Origin of the sequence: uncultured Methanobrevibacter sp., assembly GCF_902769175.1 — an archaeon.
Classification (GTDB): domain Archaea; phylum Methanobacteriota; class Methanobacteria; order Methanobacteriales; family Methanobacteriaceae; genus Methanobrevibacter.
The window spans coordinates 23,590-41,405 of sequence record NZ_CACXNW010000006.1 but is presented as its reverse complement, the minus strand read 5'-3'; the positions used below and the strand labels follow the sequence as shown (position 1 = coordinate 41,405).

The following is a 17,816-nucleotide window of genomic DNA, read 5'->3' as shown; positions in this document are numbered from 1 at the left end:
TATAATTTAATAAATTGTTCAGTTATATTTATATTAATCATTGATAAAATTATTCTTATGATTTAATAAATTTTTTAAAAATTCAATATTTCAAATTATTTTATTAGGGGTTAAAATGGAACTAACAGGAATTGTTACAACAGGTCTTGGAAAGGCAGCATATTTCTTAGGTCAGGATTTTTATAAAAATCAATTTAGAGAAAGATTAGGCTTTACACCATTTCCAGGAACTTTAAATCTCGTTGTGGAAGAGGAAAAGCTGGAAGATATAAGATTAATGAAAAACAGTTGTAAGAATCTTATAAAGCCTGATCAAGGATTTGGTGCAGTAAGATATGTTGAAGCTCACTTAAATAATGATATTGATGGAGCAATTGTATTTCCAGACAAGACAACTCATGATGAAAATTATTTGGAATTCATATCAGAAGACAAATTAAGGGATAAATTCGATTTAAAGGATGGAGATGAGGTTATTATAACTATTGACATCTGATTTTAAATTTACTTATTTTTATTTTTTTAATAAATAGCATAATTTTATTTGAGGGGGTAACATGAAAAAATGTGCAGAATGTGGAAAGGAAAACATTGATAAAGCTATTTATTGTGCAAATTGCGGTGCTAAATTAGACACTATTTCTAAAAATTCTAATTCAAATAGTACAAGTGGGTCTGTTTCTAATAAGTCTAGTTCTTCAAATAGTGGTTCTAGTGGATCTGTTTCTAATAATCCTAATTCTTCAGTTCCCCCTCCTGCATTGAATACACTTAAAAGATATATAGCAAATGATTCTTCTTCAGGTTCTTCTAATAGAGGTGCTGGTTCAACTAATAGTAGTTCAAGTTCTTCTAATAGAGGTGCAGGTTCAACTAATAGTAGTTCAAGTTCTTCTAATAGAGGGGCTGGTTCATCTAATAGTAGTTCAAGTTCTAATTCTACAATCAATAAAAAAACGGGCATTGATTCAAGTAACTTAAAGTTATGTTGCTGTTATGTACCTGTAATTTTATTTATTCTCTTTATAGTTTATGCATTAATTTTCCATGGCTTTGCTGAAAATTTCCCAATCAGTTATGGCCATAGTTATGAAGGCATAGATTTGGATGGAGATGGAAAACTATCTTTTAATGAGGCTTCACAATTGGATCCAACCATTCCTAAGGAACAAATGACAAAATATTTCAATGAAGCTGATACGAACAGTAATGGCTTTTTAAAGGGTCATGAATTTGAGCTGTTTTATGATAATGTGAATAGGTATTATAATATTTATGGCAATTCCAGTTCTGATAATGATAAATATAAGTATTCCAGTTCTTCAAGTTCCAGTTCAAATAATAATAAACAGTCCGGTTCTTCAAGTTCCAGTTCAGGGAATTATAAATATGTCAATGAGCTTAATGACCAAGAATTTGATAACAGCAGTGAAGGCTATCTCTTAACTTGCCCATACTGTGGAAGTGAAGCTGTTTATGAAACCGGAGGACATTATAAGTGTGCTGAATGTGGTAATTCAATTTATAATCCTGATGATTTGGAATTAGCATATGATGATGGATATATTGATTTGTTAAGTCCAATTTTCTTATTCATTTCTTGATTTTAAGTTCATTTGCTTAATCATTATATAATTGCTTATTCGTATCTTGATTATAATTTTCATTTACTTAAACATTAATTTTGATTAAAATTTTCATTTCTTAAACATTAAATAATATATGAACATAAAATATTAATTAACATATAACATAAAGGGGATTTTATGTCAGGCATTGATGATTGGATAAACACTTTTAATGAAATGGGCACTATTAAAAAAATATTGGTTGGATGCTGTGCAGTTTATTTGATTTTAATGATTATCATGGTTTTAGGTCATGCAATTCTTGGAATTCCAATAGATTCATATACAGAAGAAACACCTACCAAATATAAGGATTTTGCCCAATTGGATGTCAATGGAGATGGCGGACTTAGCTTTGATGAGGTTAAACATTATGACCACAATTCAGAATTCCGCATTTCACAAGCTGATTTGAAGGAAATGTTTAAGGGTTCTGACCAAAATCTTAATGGCCTGTTGATTGGCGGTGAATATGACCATTATGTAATAAAAGTAAAAGGCTTCATCGATAAGTTGAAAAGTGCTAAGGAAAAAGCTCAAAGGGAAGCTAAAGAGAGAGCTAAAAACTCTTCATCCTCTTCATCAGATTACAATCCATTTAGACTTAGAAGTGGAAGCAATAGTGATGGGGATGGTGCTGAAACTTGTCCATACTGTGGTAGTGAAGCTATTTATCCATCAGGAAATGGATATAGATGTCAGGAATGTGGTAACTATATTTCCAATCCAGATGACTTGAACTTGAATTATGAAGAAGGATATTATGAGTTATATCTGGCTCCAATGCTTTATTCGATAAATGGTTCTTAAATATAAAGCATTATTCTATAAATAGTTCTGATAAAAAGAGTATAATTCTATAAATCTTTTTGGTTTATAGAATTTTTTTTTAAATATTGGCAATCTTTTTTATTTGCACTGATAAAAGGAGTATAATTCTATAAATCTTTTTGGTTTATAGAATTTTTTTTTAAATTTTTTTTATTCATACTTCTTTAACAACTCTCTATAATTGCCTATTTGCAATTCCAAACTTGTTATAGTAGCATTATTATCTTTAGCCAATTGTTTTGCAGATTCAATCATCTCTTCAATTGTCTTATCCTGCTTTTCAATAATTGAATCCTTTTGTGCAAGCAGATTATCATATGTTCTTGTAATTTTCTTTAATTGAAGCTCTAAATTATCTGTATTGTTTTTAACTTGTTCCTTATAGTCATTAATCAATGTTCTAAGATAATTTATTTGGTCCTGCTTGTCATCAATGATAGCTACCTTTTCATTGATTTTCTTTTCCAAATCGTCCATCTCTTTCATTCTGGACTTTTCATAATTTATCTCATTCTTTAGTTTTAAGTCTACCTTTTCCTTTTCGAACTTGTATTTCATGAGATTGTTGTTTAGAATGCTGATCTTTTTATCCTTTTCCATTGATTCATTAAGCAATTCGTCAAGTTCCACTTTTCTAAGTTCTAAATCATTTTTCAAATCATCAATTTCCTTATACTTTAAGGAGAGCTCATATTCCAATTCCTGTTTTTCCTCATCTTTTATTTCCAGTTCCTCTTTAAGCTGATTAATTTCCTTAATTAGTTTTTTGGAATTAGGATTATATCTGTTTCTTTTAGGATTGTTTGTTTTGTTTGATGATTTATCATTCCTAAAAAGACGTTTTACAATCTAACATTTGATACTTGCTTTTTTTATAGTTCATAGTTAAGAAATGTGAACATTAATTTTATCTTTTATTTTAATAAATAATATCTTTTTCTAATCTTTCACTACCTTGATATAATTCATTAAGCTAAAATTTAAACTATATTTTCGCATACGAATAAAATTGAAAGAACGGCCCATAAAAAAGGAATAAAAAATCTAACCTTAATAAATATTAAACTTGAAATTAATTATTATGTATAGAATATCGGAGCATATTAAATATTAAATAAAAAAATAAAGTATTTAATATTTGTTTTAATATAATATATAATAAGAATTTTTATTGATTTATAAAATGTGTATGAATGTTTTACTGATATAAAACAGAAAATAGCTTAAGTCACGTTCTGCCATTTTTTAAATGAATAAATAATGATATATTTTAATTATTTTTTCAATCATTTTAAATAAATTATTCATATTAAACATTATTTTTATAAACTCTATGTTTAATTTACTTAAATCTAAATTAAAAAATATATTTTTTTATTCTATATATATAGTAAGGATAATAACTATATAAATTCAATAAAAATTACTTTTTCCACATAATACTGTTTGGTTTTTGGTTTTAATGTTGAAATAGTAAAAAGAGTTGTATTGATTTAAAAAAGCTATTTAAAGTTTAATTGATTTGATATTAATTTAAAAAAAAGATTTTAGCTCTAATTTTTCAATTAGAGCAATTATTACAATAATTAGTCAATAATATATCCTTCCAAATCTAAAAGCGCGGATAACTTGTCACGTTTTAAAAGTGCATTTTTGAAGGTTTCTCCGTATTCACCACTTTTTATTTTATGGATAATATTTTTAATTTGTGTAGGGTTCATTCTGAAGTACTCACTCAATCCCTCGAGAGTATCGGAACCGTACTTTCTATATATGGCGTCAACTATTGGGTCGTTGATTTTATCATGCTCTTTATCTACAGTACCTTGAGTTGGTTTGTGAATTATGTAATCCTGATCCATTATTGCAGATGAAAGTACAGGTTTTTGGCAATGAATGCTTTCTTGATCTACACTGTCCACATCACTGACAAGATTTCCGTTGTCTTCTAAATACATTGATTTATCAAATTTATGGTCGGTGATTGTGACATTTTCAGGGACATCGATACAGCTTTTATTGACTTGTTCTTTTTCCCCAGTTTGATTTGCTTTATCCATTTCTTCACGAAGTTTTGCTAATTCCTTTTCGAATTCTGCATAGTCTTCGCTTCTACGGATTTGCGCTTGTGATTCCTTATAAGCTGCATCATGTTCATGGATATGATACTTAATGTCTTCTTTATAAAGAGATCTTATGCTTAGGCTATCAATTTGTGAGGAAGGCTCATAATCGATTACCACATTATCTAAATGACATCCATCTACTAGTTCGACATTACTTGCATTGTCAGCATCATGGGATGCTGCTACTGCACTTGCTCCTATAAGAGCAATCATTAATAAACATAAAGTAAGAATTATTTTATTCATTTTTTGCCTCATATCTTTTTTTTAAAATTTATTTCCTACATGATTATATATTTAAGGTCATATATAAAGTATTTCGAGTGTAAGTGCTTACTTGCATCTTTATTTTTGAAAAAAAGAATTTATTATAGGTTATTTGTAAAATAAAGATTAAAATGTATGGCATATGGTTTTTTACTTGACAATTTATTTTTTTTAATATGGGATATGTATCATTGATTATTTTTATCGATTGCTATTATATATTATAAAAAATATAATTTATATCATAATTTTAATTAATTGAAAAAGGGGAATAATGTGAAAAATTTTAAAATAAGTATAATTCTTATTTTCTTTTTGATTTTATCTATAGGAACTGTTAGCGCTGATTCTCTCGATGATGGTGTTTTGTCTGGGGAAGCTGTTTGTGCTGGTTCTCTCGATGATGGTGTTTTATCTGGAGAAGTTCTTTGTGATTCCATCTCCTCGGATAGCTATCATAACATCATGAAAAGTCAAGAGGAAAATCTTATAAGCGAAAATAACATCAATCAAGATAACCCAATAAGGGAAAATAATAATATCAATCAAGAAAACCCAATTGGGGAAGAAATATATCAAGATGCTCTTTTGGGACTTTTACTGACTTGAAAAATGTTTTAAATACTTCAGAGTCTGACATTAAGTTAAATGCCAATTATAAGTTTGATGAATCTACAGACAGTCAACTTAAAGGCGGTATTTCATTTAGAAACAAAAACTTTGAATTGGATGGTCAAAACAATGTCATAGACGGCAGCAATCAAGCTGGAGTTTTCATATTCCATAATTGTACTGTAACAATCAGAAACCTAAAAATCATCAATGCTGTTGATGCATTATATATGGACACAGAATCTACTGTAACTACAATCAACATTACCTTTGAAAACAATACAGATTCCAGTTACGGAGCTGCAGTTTGTGCTGACCGCAGTGTCTATTCCAGCTATAATGACACTTTTATAAACAACAATGCAAAATTTGGCTCTGCCATATATTTAACTGACACTATGGCAACAATCAGCAATGCAACTTTCAGAAATGATGATGAAATCGAATGGTCCTTGATTTACAGTGATGACCAATGCTCTATCATTAAACTCATGGACTGTGAGTTTTCCAACTTACGCTCCAAATATGCTACAGTTGTTTACAATGCCTATCAAACTGAGATTCAAAGGTGCAGATTCATTAATTTGACTTCCATTTCTGCAGGAGCTATTGCTCTAAAGGGATATGCCTCTTTTGATGGATACACTGCTCTTCTTGAAGTATATGATTGCCAGTTCATCAATGTAAGCTCTTCCAAAAACAGTGGTGCCATACTTGCAGATTTTAATGGTATGGATTTCTTTGATGAGGCAAAGCCTTATTATGGAGAGCTTATAATCAAGGATTCAATATTTGACAACTGTAGATCTTTGTTTGGAGGTGCAATCGCCCAATTTGGTGGAGATTTGACCATAAACAACACTAATTTTACAAACAACAATGCTACATACATAGGTGGAGCCATTTATGCTTCAAATGTAAGCAGCAAAATATTCGAGTGTCTATTTGAAAACAATACTGCAGTCAAGGACACTTTCTTTGAAACAGGTGATGAGAGCAACAGATTAAGTGAAGGATTTGGAAAGTTCAATTCAGGTGCCATATATTCAGATACCGGATATTCTTGGATTGGAAGCAACATCTTCATCAACAACACTGGTGCACTTTCCCTATACAGCAACCCATACTATGTTGTAGTTGGAAACAACTTTATAGATAATGGAATAGCAATCAAGACCTATTTTGACTTTGCTGATACTGTAATCCAATCAAACACATTCAATAATGATAAGAATTCATTGTACAATGTGTTTTATGATTTGAATATTGATGAAACAGGTAGGGAGATTCCTTACAATCCTGTTGAAATCAATGATGCAAATGCAGACAGCCAATACTTTGACTTAAGGGATTATGGATTGGTAAGTCCAGTTGAGAATCAAGGCCGAATAGGTGCTTGTTGGGCATTTGGTGCTGCTGGTGCACTTGAATCAGCATTCCTAAAGGCTACTGGATATTATGTAAAGCTTAACATTTCCGAAAACAACCTTAAGGGCATTATGCTTGCATATTCCATATTGGGAAAAAGGTCAATTACTGAAGGGGCAGCTATTGGATCACCTATTGCTTATCTTTTATCTTATATTGGAATTGCCAATGAAAGTCAGGACAGCTTTGATGAGCTTGGAAAGGTATCTCCAATATTCCTCAATAAGAACAGCTATCACATTCAAAATCTTTTGATGATTCCTAAAAGAAATGCCAGCAATCCGGAACAGTCTGCTGAAATTGACAGGCAATTGAAGGAAGCCTTAATAAAATATGGTGCAGTGACAGTTTATCTTCAAGGAACTAATTCTGGGGAGGAAGGATACAATAATGTTACCTATTCCCAATTCGTTGGCCAGCCTGATGCAAAGGGAGACCATTTCGTCACATTGGTTGGATGGGATGACAATTATTCAAAGGAAAACTTTTTGCCTTATGAAGTGAAAGATGAGGAAGGACATGTCATTGGCATCAAGAATGTTGAAAGAAACGGAGCTTGGATAATTAAAAACAGTTGGGGAACTGAATTTGGAGATGAGGGATTCTATTATGTCTCATATGATGATACAAGCTTTGCAACATCCTATTCAGTAGCATATATCATAAATCAGACCCCATCATACATTACAGTCTATCAATACGATTTTGACTTTATTGATTATATTCCTGTTGAAAACAATTACACAGTATATTATCTTGCTGATAAGGATGAGATAATCAGTGCAGTGGGAACATACTTCAACGGCATAGGAATTGACTATACCATTTCAGTTCTTGTTGGCTACAATGATCTCTTTGCATACAGCCAAAGCGGAAAGTCATTGTATCCTGGATACCAAACCATTGACCTTGCAAAACAGATTGCAGTGAAGAAAGGGGAACAGTTTGCAATATCAATAAAGACCAGCTTAGCTCCATACCTTTTAGACAGCAAAGTAGTCTTTGATCCAGGACGCTCCCTATTTGATGATTGGGAAGGAGTTACCAAACAGGGCATTATCCCATGTCTCAAGGCATACACATTTGCAAATCCTTTAAGCGCTAAGGCAAATTACTTGACTGGGGAAAAATTCACATTGACAGGACCTGCAGGTGAAGTTGTGATTGTTGAATATGATGGAACAAATGCCAGCTTGACCTTTGATTCAAATGGCAAGGCAATATTCACCAAGGCATTGAAATCAGGCAACTCACAAGTCAATGTCTATTATAATGGCACTAAGGTTTCATATCCTATTCATGTATTCAAGTCTGTAAGCATTGCTTCATCACGAACTGCAGCATTCAACACCCATATAGTGATAGATTCCTATTTCAAGGACCTTAATGATCTTCCATTGACAGACAAGTATATCACTGTAAAATTTGATGGACAGACAGTTAAGCTTCCTGTTGGTGCCAACGGTTATCTTGGAATCACTCTTGACGATTTCAGAATAGGCAGCCATACCTTAACTGTAATCAATCCGTCAACAGGTGAAAGTGCTAAATGCATAGTCAAGATTGTATCAAGATTCAGCGGAAACAAGAACATAGTCATGGATTATTACAATGGCACCAGGTATCAACTTCGCGTATATGGCAACAATGGAAAAGTGGTTGGTGCAGGTCAGGTCGTTACAATAAAATTGAATAAGAAGACATATAAGGTCAAGACCAATAAGTATGGTTGGGCTATCTTAAAGATTCCTTATACTGTAACTCCTAAGAAGTACACTATAACTGCAACTTACAAGGGACAAACCGTGAAGAATACAATCACAGTTAAAAGAACATTGAAGTCAAGCAACCGCATTCTTAAGAAATCTGCTAAAAAGTTCATCTTTAGGGCAAGTTTAAGAACTTCTAAAAACAAGGCAATTAGGGGAAAGGTCGTTAAGTTCAGATTCTATGGAAGGACCTATTCTGCAAAGACAAACAGCAGAGGAATTGCTCAAGTTACAATTAAGAAGGCTGTTATTAAGAAGCTAAAAAAGGGTAGGACATATAAGGTTGCTGTAACTTATCTTAGGGATACAATCAAGAGGAATGTTAAGGTTAGGGCTTAGAGTATTTTCTCTAAGCTTTTTTCTTTTTTTGATTTCATAATTGATTTTCTATATTTTTTTTAAGTTTTTTTCTTTTTATTGCTTTATTGATTATTTTAAGTTTTTTTCTATTTTTTATTCCTTTCTTTGATTATTTTTCAAGTTTTTAAAAAATAATTGTTTTTTATTTTTCATGATTTATTATTCTATTTTTGTTATTAAATTGTACTATGTTTTTCATAATTTATTGCTTATTTTTACTTTTATTAGATGATTATTATTTTAAAATCATATTAGAAAATTAAAATCACTTAAAAAATTAAAATTAGACTTAAAAATTGCTTTTATTTTATACTGACTAATTTAAATACTATTTTTTACAAAATAAGATTAATTATAAATTTTTGGAGGTGTTAAGGTAGTATATCATATTTATGATTATATTTTTAAGAATATTTTTAACACTTATCCTCAAGGAATTTTAGATATTATAAATGACACGATAATAGAATATTATCCTGAATTGATCTTGAATTAGTATCCAAATGCTTTTTGGGATACTTTCCCTCAGGAACTCTTGGCACTATGTCCTGAATCCCTAATGGATAGTGAAATATTCAGGTTTCATTTCAAAAAGAAGGTAAACAATGAATTTTTCACGAAAGATGGTAAAAAGCTTATTGCTGATTCTCCTTTTTACACTATCGAGAAATTGATTATAAGTCTGGAATTCCAATCATATAGGATAAGTTATGAAAAGGAAACAATATTCAATAAATATCAAGCGGACTTACATAAGGAACATCAACAACGAGTGTTTACAGTGGTTTTAAGTAACTATCACTATGAACATCACCTTATTAGACATAAAATCGGCCTTATTGATGATTTTACTATGCTTATCGTATCGTTAATCGCTCTAAATCAAAAACAAACTTTAAATAGTAGTTTATATAAAATAAACAACAAGCATAATATGTCTGATAAGGAAAAGGCCTTATTTCTATTAAGTCCTTTGATGTTTTCAGACAATAAGATTGAGGCTATTAGACTACTAATGGGTTATTTTCATAAGATTAATAATCTCAGTGAAAAGGAAAAATCAGAAACGATGAATATTATATTGATTTATGCAAAGCAATGGTATTTTAAAGAAGAAGTCAATAATAATGGAGGTGGTGATATGGTTGTTTTGCCTCCTGATGTTCAGGAATTTAAGGATAAGTTAATTGAAGAAGCGCTTGAGCAATGGCTTGAACAACTTATTTCTGCTGTTGAAATGGTTAATGATGGTTTTAGTTTAGATGAGGTATCTGAGGCTACTGATTTGTCTAAGGATAAAATTAATCGGTTGTGTGGTTCTAAATAATCTTTTAAGTTTTTTTATTAACTCTTAAAGTAAAATTTATTTTAAATCTTCTTTTTTCTGCCAACCACTTTACCAAACTGATTGTTTTCCCTAATCAAGTCACCATCTATATAATACTTAGGTTTGCCGAACATTCCTTCCCTAATGTAGTTGCCGTCTATTCTATAGGCTGGCTTTCCGAACTGATTGTTTTCCCTGAGTATATCTCCATCCACATAGTACTTTGGCCTTCCATACATTCCTTCCACTATGAAGTTTCCTTGGGTGGATGCAGCTGGTGCTCCATACATTCCTTCTAAAATCAGTTCTGCAGTGTTTTCAACAGCTATTGATTTGGGATCGTCATAATCTTCTGTTTCTGATTTTGGATAGTTTATTTCATCATTCTTTTTATGTGGTTTGTAATTGATGTAAGCTAAGCTTTCCTCTTCTATTTCTTCTTTGCTTGCAATTTTGTGCCTTATTGGTGAATTGATTCTTTCAAGATAATCATTATAGGACTCTCCTTTTAATGGTTGGTATTTCTTTCTGGAATCCTTATTATATTTGGCACGCTTCTTTTTGTATTTCATCAAGTCTGTGCTGTATTTGATGCAGAACTTTTGATCCTTGTCAAATATTTCAGCTCCGCAATTGTAACAGTATTTCATGTTATCTCCCCCTACTTGTCTTTTATGTTTATTGTATCTTTTGTTGTATATTTGGTGGTTTTTGCTACATCTGCTGTTGTGTCTTTTATGTTTGTATGTGTCTATTGTGGTGTCTTTTATTGTTGTGGCGGTGTCTACTGTTGTGTCTTATGATGACTGTTGCCATATTGGCCACTAACTGCATGGCTAATTGTGATAGCCCAGCTACTATAATTATAAGTTTTACCTCAGATACTTTAGACATAAAATCGCAAATAAATATATCAGTTTTCCATAATTATTTAAGTTGGTTAAATTATATAAGATTTTATAATTTTTTTGAATGAAATTATAAAAAAATTTTTAATAAATAGAATTATTTCATTTTTTTTAAAATTATTACTTAACTGTTCTAAGTTTTGCACTTTAAGAATATTTATTCATGGTATTAAATCAGTTAAAAAAAAAAGGTTTTAGGTATTTCATTTTTATAGCTGAAATTTTTGTTTGATTTTAATTTTTTAAAAGAGATTTAATGTTTTTTTATAACTATAAATTTTGTTAATTTAGTTTAAAAAAAGAGATTTAAGTTTTATTGCTTTGATTGGTTTAAAAAAAGGTTTTTGCTCTAATTTTTCAATTAGAGCATTTTACAAAAATTTTAATTGACGACGTATTCATAATTGTGTTGATTTATATTTAGGAAGTCACGTTTAAATAATAAACGTTTATAGACATCTCCAAATGAACCTTTTTTAATATGGGTGATAATATTTTTGACGGTTTCGTTACTTGCTCCTACTTCAATAGAAATATCATCGAGAGTATTGGAACCGTACATTTTATATACAGAGTTAGCTATTTCACTCTTTATAATAGGTTTAACATCTAAATCTGCAATATTTTGAATTTGTAATGGAGTCATGTTGTACTCTTTTGCAATGCTTTCGACTGAATATCCTGCATGATAACTGTCTACGATTCCCATATAGAAGCCTATGATCATTTGGGTATCTTCATATTTAAGATTTCCGTCATCATGAGTGGTAAAGACGTCCATGATTTTTTGATATGCAAATCTATTTGAACAAAATGCGTCACGATTTAATAATATATCTTTATAGATATCTCCATATACACCTTTTTTTAAGTCATCGATAATGTTTTTGACATCTTGGTGGTCTATTCCTAAATAATTAGCCATTTTATGACAGTTACGGAATCGTACATTTTATATACTGCATCAACCTTTGGGTCGATTTCAATAGGGCTGATTTCTAAATCTGCAATATTTTGAATTTCTTCTGGAGTCATGTTGTAGTCTTTTGCAATTTGTTTGGTTAAAACTCCAGCATTGTAAGAGTCTAAGATTTTAGTATAGATGTTAATAATGTAATTAATTTCTTTTTCGTTAAAATCTTTGATTTCATTGTTTCCAACGACTTTCATGATTTTATCATATTTGGTATATGTTACATTCACGTTTTCTGATAATGTACCATCTTCTATTGTATTTGTTACATTTACGTTTTCTGATAATGTACCATCTTCTACAGTTTCATTTGTTTCAATGTCAACTGTTTTATTAGTTTTTGCCTTTTGAGCTTGTTTATCTGCAATTTTCCAATCATTTGCAGTGTCTTCAGTATTTATGGTTTGATTTTCAGAAATTACGTTGCTTGATGGATCGATTGGCATTATTGGACTATCACCAATGTCTCCTAATTCAACATTACTAGAATTGTCATCATCACTTGATGCTGCAACAGCACTTGCTCCTATAAGAGTTATCATTATTAAACATAATGTCACTATAATTTTATTCATATTTAGTGCCTCATTTTTTTTTGCAAGTTTTTTAACTGCAATACTTAACTTTATCATGGCTAATATATAAAGAATTTCGCATGCAAGTACTTACTTGCATTTTTTTTTAAAAATATGGATATATTATGAGTTATTTTTAAAATAAAGAGTAAACATTTGAAAAATAGGCTTTTAATTGATAATAATACATATAAAAAAATAGATAAAACACTAATATTTTTTTATAAAACTGATTATTATTCAAAATTATCTGTTAAAAAGTGTTTGAATATAGTTTAAAATAAGGGTTAATTTAAAAGATTTGGTTTAAATTAAGGGTTTTTAGTTTATAATGTTTTGTTTTAAAATAAAATTTTTAGATTTGGTTTGAAAAATAGTATAAAGGTTTTTATAAGCTAAAAAAAAGATTTTAGCTCTAATTTTTCAATTAGAGCATTTTTATATTTTTTTTACTTAAAACTTTTTTATAAAAGTTTTTAATTTATTATGAATAATTTTTCTTTGCGTAAATTGCTCCACTAGTATAGTTTACGCATATTTTTGAAAGTACTTATTTGGTATAAGATATCTTGATGCTTGCTTTTCGAAAATACTGAGTGCTTCTTTGATTGGTATATCTGTATAATCGTTAATGTACTCTAATAAAATATCTTGATGGTTGTTTTTCTAATAAACTGAGAGCTTCTTTGATTGGTAAATCTGTTTGATCGTCAAGGTAGTCTATTGCGTAAGTTGCTCCACTATTATAGTTTACTTTATTATCTTTCAATGTATAATTTTGTATAACGAGTGAATCTTCGGAATTTGAAGTGCTTGCTTCATTTACGTCATGGGAATTGCTAGCATAAGGGTATGCTGCAACTGCGCTTGCTCCTATAAGAGCTATCATTATTAAACATAATGTTAAGATAAATCTTTTCATATTTCCTCCCTCTAAAATTTGTTCATATTTGTATTTATATATAATACTTACTAATAGTATATTAAATCTCATATATAAATGTTTTTAAGTCTAAATGCTTATTTGCATATTTATTTTTAAAAATAAAGGATTTATTATTGGTTATTTAGAAAATAAATATTAAATAGTAGGAAAAAAGGCTTTTTAATCGATAAATAAACAGAGTTTACAGAATGGACAAAATCAGTAATATTTTTCAAATTATTGATTATTGTTCAAATTTATTTAGATTAAAATTAGTGTTTATAACTGGTTTTAAAATAATATTTCAGGTTAAAAGCATTGGCTTAAAGTTAAGGGTTTTTAGTTTATAATGTTTTGTCTTTGATTTAAAATAAGATCTTTAGATTTGGTTTGAAAAATAGTATAAAGGTTTTTATAAGCTAAAAAAATTAAAAAAAAGATTTTAGCTCTAATTTTTTAATTAGAGCCTTTGTATTTTTTTGATTTTTGCTCTAATTTTTTAATTAGAGTTGTTAATAATATTTCCGATGACGTATTCAGGATGATCGTCGTTCATGGATACGAGGTCACGTTTTGTGAATAATTTTTTAAAGTGGTCTCCGTACATACCATGTTTTATATCAAGAACAATTCTTGTAGCATCTTCAGTGGTTACTTCTAAGTAATCTGCAATTTCTTTGAGAGTATAGGAACCGTACATTTTATAGACAGTGATAACTTTTGGGTTGTCTGAAATAGGATCGTTATAGGTATTAACAATGTTTTCAACTTGCACAGGAGTCATATTGTACTCAATTGCAATGCTTACACTTGAGTGTCCTGAATTAAAGGAATCTATAATTCCATGCTATATTTTGTTGAAGTATAATTTTTCGCTTAAGTTAAGTTTACCGTAGCTGTTTTCGTTAATGACTTCCATAATCATATCATATGGATTATTTTCTGCATTATTATCGGTGAAGCGAGTATTATTTACAGTAGCATTTTCTTTATAGTGAATTGCTCCACCAGTATCGTTTGCTTTATCAGATTTAAAATTAGTATTGTTTATAATGTTTTTTCAGGGAAAATTGCTCCACCATTATCCTCTGCTGTACAGTTTTTAAAAGTGCTGTTAGGTATAACGAATGGATCTTCGGAAGTTGAAGCACTTGCATCATCTATTGGCACAACTGTATAATCGCCAATGTCTTCTAATTCGACATTACTAGCATTGTCAGCATCAGCAGATGCTGCAACTGCGCTTACACCTATAATTGCTATCATTAATATGCATAATGTTGCTATGATTCTTTTCATATTTTTTACCTCATTTGTTTGTAAATTATCTTTAGATAATTTTAGTTTGTTAAGGTTCATATATAAAAATTTTCGAGTGTAAGTGCTTACTTGCATCTTATTTTTGGAAATAGAGGACTATGATTGCTTTATTTTTAGAAATATTCCTAATTTAATTTTTTTTTATTTATTAATGGTTTTTTTTAAGAGAAATTTTTTGCTTTGGTTTAATGTTAAAAATAGTTTGTATATTGTTTTCATTTGGAAGCAATATTGTAATTGTTTCGTAATTTTGGAAATCATTTAAAAAAATAGCTTATTGGATATTCTAATAATGCTGTAAAATTATATGTCTATAGTAAAAAATAAGGCTAAATTGTTGAGAAATTTATGTATAGTTTTTTATAGTAAACAAAATTTTTTATTAGAAATTTCTTAAGAAATTCTTTCCTATTTCAAATCTTAATATATATAATATATTAAAATCCTATTATATGGTATTATTTTTTTAATTAAACTTTATATAATAATTATTTTTTAATTTAACTATGTAAGCATGCACTTACATGCGAAAATCTTTATATATGGCCTTTTACAAACAATAAGATAGGAATAAGACATTATTCTAAAAAAATCACAAAGGGCATTTGATGGATGATGAAATAATCGCAATATAATTACAAAAAGCATAATGATGGATTATCTTTAAAAAATCCATATACAGAATTGAAAGAAAAAAATCACCTAAAATAAATAGAACAATTTAAAAATTGTCTATAAACTAAAATAGATTAATAAATCATATTTGCCTTTTGATTTAAGTAAATAGCAAACTATATTCCTACCCGTACTTTTCGAATGGTTTGCTATTTATTTTATTATGTTTACCTTTCGATTATAGTAAATGGCAGGGTTATTTTGGAGCTCTTTTGTTTTGGAATGGCTTTTGCTGTTTATTTTTTTTTAGGTTTTACCTTTCGATTATTGTAAATGGTGGGGCTGTTTTGGAATGGCTTTTGCTGTTTATTTTTTTTTTTAGGTTTTACCTTTCGATTATTGTAAATGGTGGGGCTGTTTTGGAATGTTTATTTTTGGAATGGCTTTTGCTGTTTATTTTTTTTTTTTTTAGGTTACCTTTTGATTATTTGTAGATGGCTGGGCTGTTTTGGGATATTTATTTTTTTTTTTTTTTTTTTTTATTTTGGGATGGCTTTTGCTGTTTATCACTTTTTTTATATTTTTAATTATTTTACTGATTTTTAAATTCGTCTTGTTTTTCAGTGTCAAAAAATAAATATGGCATGAAAGATAAAATATATAAATATGAATACTAATGAAAATGTTGCGGAAATGGTAGAAAATCCAAGAATGGCTTTATTTAAGATGGCCATTCCGACTTTTGTTTCATTTGGATGTATTTTATTAAATTTATTTTTCGACTCAATTTGGGTTAGCGGATTAGGTAATGTTGAAGTATCTGTTGTTGGAATAACAAGCTTCATATTTAATTTATTGATTATAATTGGAACTGGTATTGGCACTACAGTAAATGTTTCTCTGTCAAAGTCAATTGCTGCAAAGGATATTGAGGAATCCAATAGTCTAATTAAGAATATTCTCTTAGTCATCCTTGGTCTTAGTATTTTAATTCCTCTTATAGTTTTACCGTTTTTAGATAAGATACTTGCCTTGTTTTGCACTAATCAAATTTTTGACGCTTCCTATTCATATTTAAGTATTTTAGTATGCTTCATTGGATTTTTCTTTGTTTTGGATATTCTTCCATTCTTATTGAGACTACAGGGTTATATTAAAATACCTATTGTTATCATTGTCATAACATCTGGGATAAATATGGTTTTGGATCCTATTTTTATATATTCCTTTAACTGGGGCATTAAGGGAGCTGCTATGGCAACAGTATGTTCTGTTATTATAGGTTCTATCATTTTATTTGCAGTCTTGCTTATCAAAAGAAACGAATATATTTCTATAGGTGAATATAACTATAATAGGAAAAGGGATTTGAAAGTTTTAAAAAAGAATATAAGAATTGGGGTTCCAGTAATATTACAGTCTGCCCTTACAACATTTTTTTCAATCTTAATTAATAACTTCTTTTTATATGAAGGTTTAATTTACATTACAGCTTACTCCTTTACCAATAAGCTGATGGCATTTGCATTATTGCCCTTAAATGCCTTTTCATCAGCAATGATTTCAGTTATTGGATTTTTAATAGGTGCTAAGCATTGGGATGATATAACTCCAAATTTAAAATATGCATTTTTCGTAGTAGAAGTAATTACCATTATTCCTTCTATATTTGCCTTTTTCGGATCTGATTTCTTAAGTTATGTCTTATATCAAACTAAGGATATGCTTGTTATCAACCAGATTTCCTTAAGCATAAAATTCTTTGCAATATTGAATATAGTGCAAAATGCTTGTCTTTTAGTGGATGCAATGTTTATTTCCATTGAAAAACCAGAAAAATCTTTCTATCTATTGTTAATCGGTACAGTTCTCACCTTTGGTGCAATGTATGTAATGGAGTATTGGCTACATATAGTAAACAGTGTTTATTATGTTTTGATAGTTGTTTCCATAGTGCAAATTGTAATCTATTATTATATGTTTAGAAAGGATTTAAATGAATTTTTAGATAGAAAAAGGAATGAAAAAGAAATAAATGAGGATGCAGAACTTGATTAGAAGGTTTTGAAGTATTTTATTTCTTTATTAAATTCTGCTTTGTTTATTCGGCTATTTTTGTATTATTTTCTGATTTTATTTCTTCTTTGTGTTT

The 17,816-nt window shown here is 29.3% G+C and carries 16 protein-coding genes; 8 read left to right on the top strand and 8 right to left on the bottom strand.

Annotated features, from left to right (window positions below; genetic code table 11):
- Positions 1 to 115 precede the first annotated feature (115 nt).
- The 3 genes from QZV12_RS02910 (at position 116) to QZV12_RS02900 (ending at position 2,438) form a co-directional block, all read left to right on the top strand.
- Positions 116 to 496, top strand: coding sequence for a DUF120 domain-containing protein (locus QZV12_RS02910; RefSeq protein WP_295616931.1), 381 nt, complete (start codon positions 116 to 118; stop codon positions 494 to 496).
- A 61-nt stretch (positions 497 to 557) separates the two neighbouring features.
- Positions 558 to 1,604, top strand: a complete 1,047-nt coding sequence (locus tag QZV12_RS02905) for a zinc-ribbon domain-containing protein (RefSeq protein ID WP_295616928.1) — start codon at positions 558 to 560, stop codon at positions 1,602 to 1,604.
- Between the two features lie 162 nt (positions 1,605 to 1,766).
- Positions 1,767 to 2,438, top strand: a complete 672-nt coding sequence (locus QZV12_RS02900; RefSeq protein ID WP_295616925.1) for a hypothetical protein — start codon at positions 1,767 to 1,769, stop codon at positions 2,436 to 2,438.
- Positions 2,439 to 2,609: 171 nt separating this feature from the next.
- Here QZV12_RS02900 and QZV12_RS02895 read toward each other — a convergent pair whose 3' ends face one another.
- Complete coding sequence (locus QZV12_RS02895) at positions 2,610 to 3,158, bottom strand: glycosyl transferase (RefSeq protein WP_295616922.1); 549 nt, start codon at positions 3,156 to 3,158, stop codon at positions 2,610 to 2,612.
- An 887-nt stretch (positions 3,159 to 4,045) separates the two neighbouring features.
- Positions 4,046 to 4,831, bottom strand: a complete 786-nt coding sequence (locus QZV12_RS02890) for a hypothetical protein (protein ID WP_295616919.1) — start codon at positions 4,829 to 4,831, stop codon at positions 4,046 to 4,048.
- 297 nt (positions 4,832 to 5,128) lie between these two features.
- Between QZV12_RS02890 and QZV12_RS02885 the strand changes: the two genes are divergently transcribed.
- The 3 genes from QZV12_RS02885 to QZV12_RS02875 all read left to right on the top strand — a co-directional run bounded on the left by QZV12_RS02885 (position 5,129) and on the right by QZV12_RS02875 (position 10,348).
- A complete protein-coding gene (locus tag QZV12_RS02885; RefSeq protein WP_295616916.1) occupies positions 5,129 to 5,461 on the top strand; it encodes a hypothetical protein in 333 nt (110 codons plus the stop codon).
- On the top strand, positions 5,458 to 9,000 hold the full coding sequence (locus QZV12_RS02880; RefSeq protein ID WP_295616913.1) for a C1 family peptidase: 3,543 nt from the start codon (positions 5,458 to 5,460) through the stop codon (positions 8,998 to 9,000). Before QZV12_RS02885 ends, QZV12_RS02880 begins: the two co-directional genes overlap by 4 nt.
- A 556-nt stretch (positions 9,001 to 9,556) precedes the next feature.
- Positions 9,557 to 10,348, top strand: a complete 792-nt coding sequence (locus QZV12_RS02875; RefSeq protein WP_295616910.1) for a hypothetical protein — start codon at positions 9,557 to 9,559, stop codon at positions 10,346 to 10,348.
- Between the two features lie 41 nt (positions 10,349 to 10,389).
- Here QZV12_RS02875 and QZV12_RS02870 read toward each other — a convergent pair whose 3' ends face one another.
- Entirely contained in the window at positions 10,390 to 10,998 is a 609-nt protein-coding gene (locus tag QZV12_RS02870) for a hypothetical protein (RefSeq protein ID WP_295616907.1), read from the bottom strand.
- 24 nt (positions 10,999 to 11,022) lie between these two features.
- Here QZV12_RS02870 and QZV12_RS02865 point away from each other — a divergent pair, with 24 nt between their 5' ends.
- Complete coding sequence (locus tag QZV12_RS02865; protein ID WP_295616905.1) at positions 11,023 to 11,151, top strand: hypothetical protein; 129 nt, start codon at positions 11,023 to 11,025, stop codon at positions 11,149 to 11,151.
- A gap of 487 nt (positions 11,152 to 11,638) precedes the next feature.
- On the opposite strand, the gene QZV12_RS02860 is transcribed toward QZV12_RS02865, so the two are convergent.
- The 5 genes from QZV12_RS02860 to QZV12_RS02840 form a co-directional block, all read right to left on the bottom strand.
- Positions 11,639 to 12,181, bottom strand: coding sequence for a hypothetical protein (locus QZV12_RS02860; protein ID WP_295616902.1), 543 nt, complete (start codon positions 12,179 to 12,181; stop codon positions 11,639 to 11,641).
- Complete coding sequence (locus tag QZV12_RS02855) at positions 12,166 to 12,804, bottom strand: hypothetical protein (RefSeq protein ID WP_295616900.1); 639 nt, start codon at positions 12,802 to 12,804, stop codon at positions 12,166 to 12,168. The genes QZV12_RS02860 and QZV12_RS02855 overlap by 16 nt, the downstream gene beginning before the upstream one ends.
- Positions 12,805 to 13,432: 628 nt before the next feature.
- Positions 13,433 to 13,726 carry a hypothetical protein gene (locus QZV12_RS02850; protein ID WP_295616897.1) on the bottom strand — a complete coding sequence of 98 codons (294 nt, stop codon included), beginning with the start codon at positions 13,724 to 13,726 and terminating at the stop codon, positions 13,433 to 13,435.
- Between the two features lie 502 nt (positions 13,727 to 14,228).
- On the bottom strand, positions 14,229 to 14,513 hold the full coding sequence (locus tag QZV12_RS02845) for a hypothetical protein (protein ID WP_295616894.1): 285 nt from the start codon (positions 14,511 to 14,513) through the stop codon (positions 14,229 to 14,231).
- Between the two features lie 263 nt (positions 14,514 to 14,776).
- A complete protein-coding gene (locus QZV12_RS02840; RefSeq protein ID WP_295616891.1) occupies positions 14,777 to 15,028 on the bottom strand; it encodes a hypothetical protein in 252 nt (83 codons plus the stop codon).
- A gap of 1,302 nt (positions 15,029 to 16,330) precedes the next feature.
- On the opposite strand from QZV12_RS02840, the gene QZV12_RS02835 reads away from it, so the two are divergent.
- Complete coding sequence (locus tag QZV12_RS02835; RefSeq protein WP_295616888.1) at positions 16,331 to 17,722, top strand: MATE family efflux transporter; 1,392 nt, start codon at positions 16,331 to 16,333, stop codon at positions 17,720 to 17,722.
- Positions 17,723 to 17,816 lie beyond the last annotated feature (94 nt).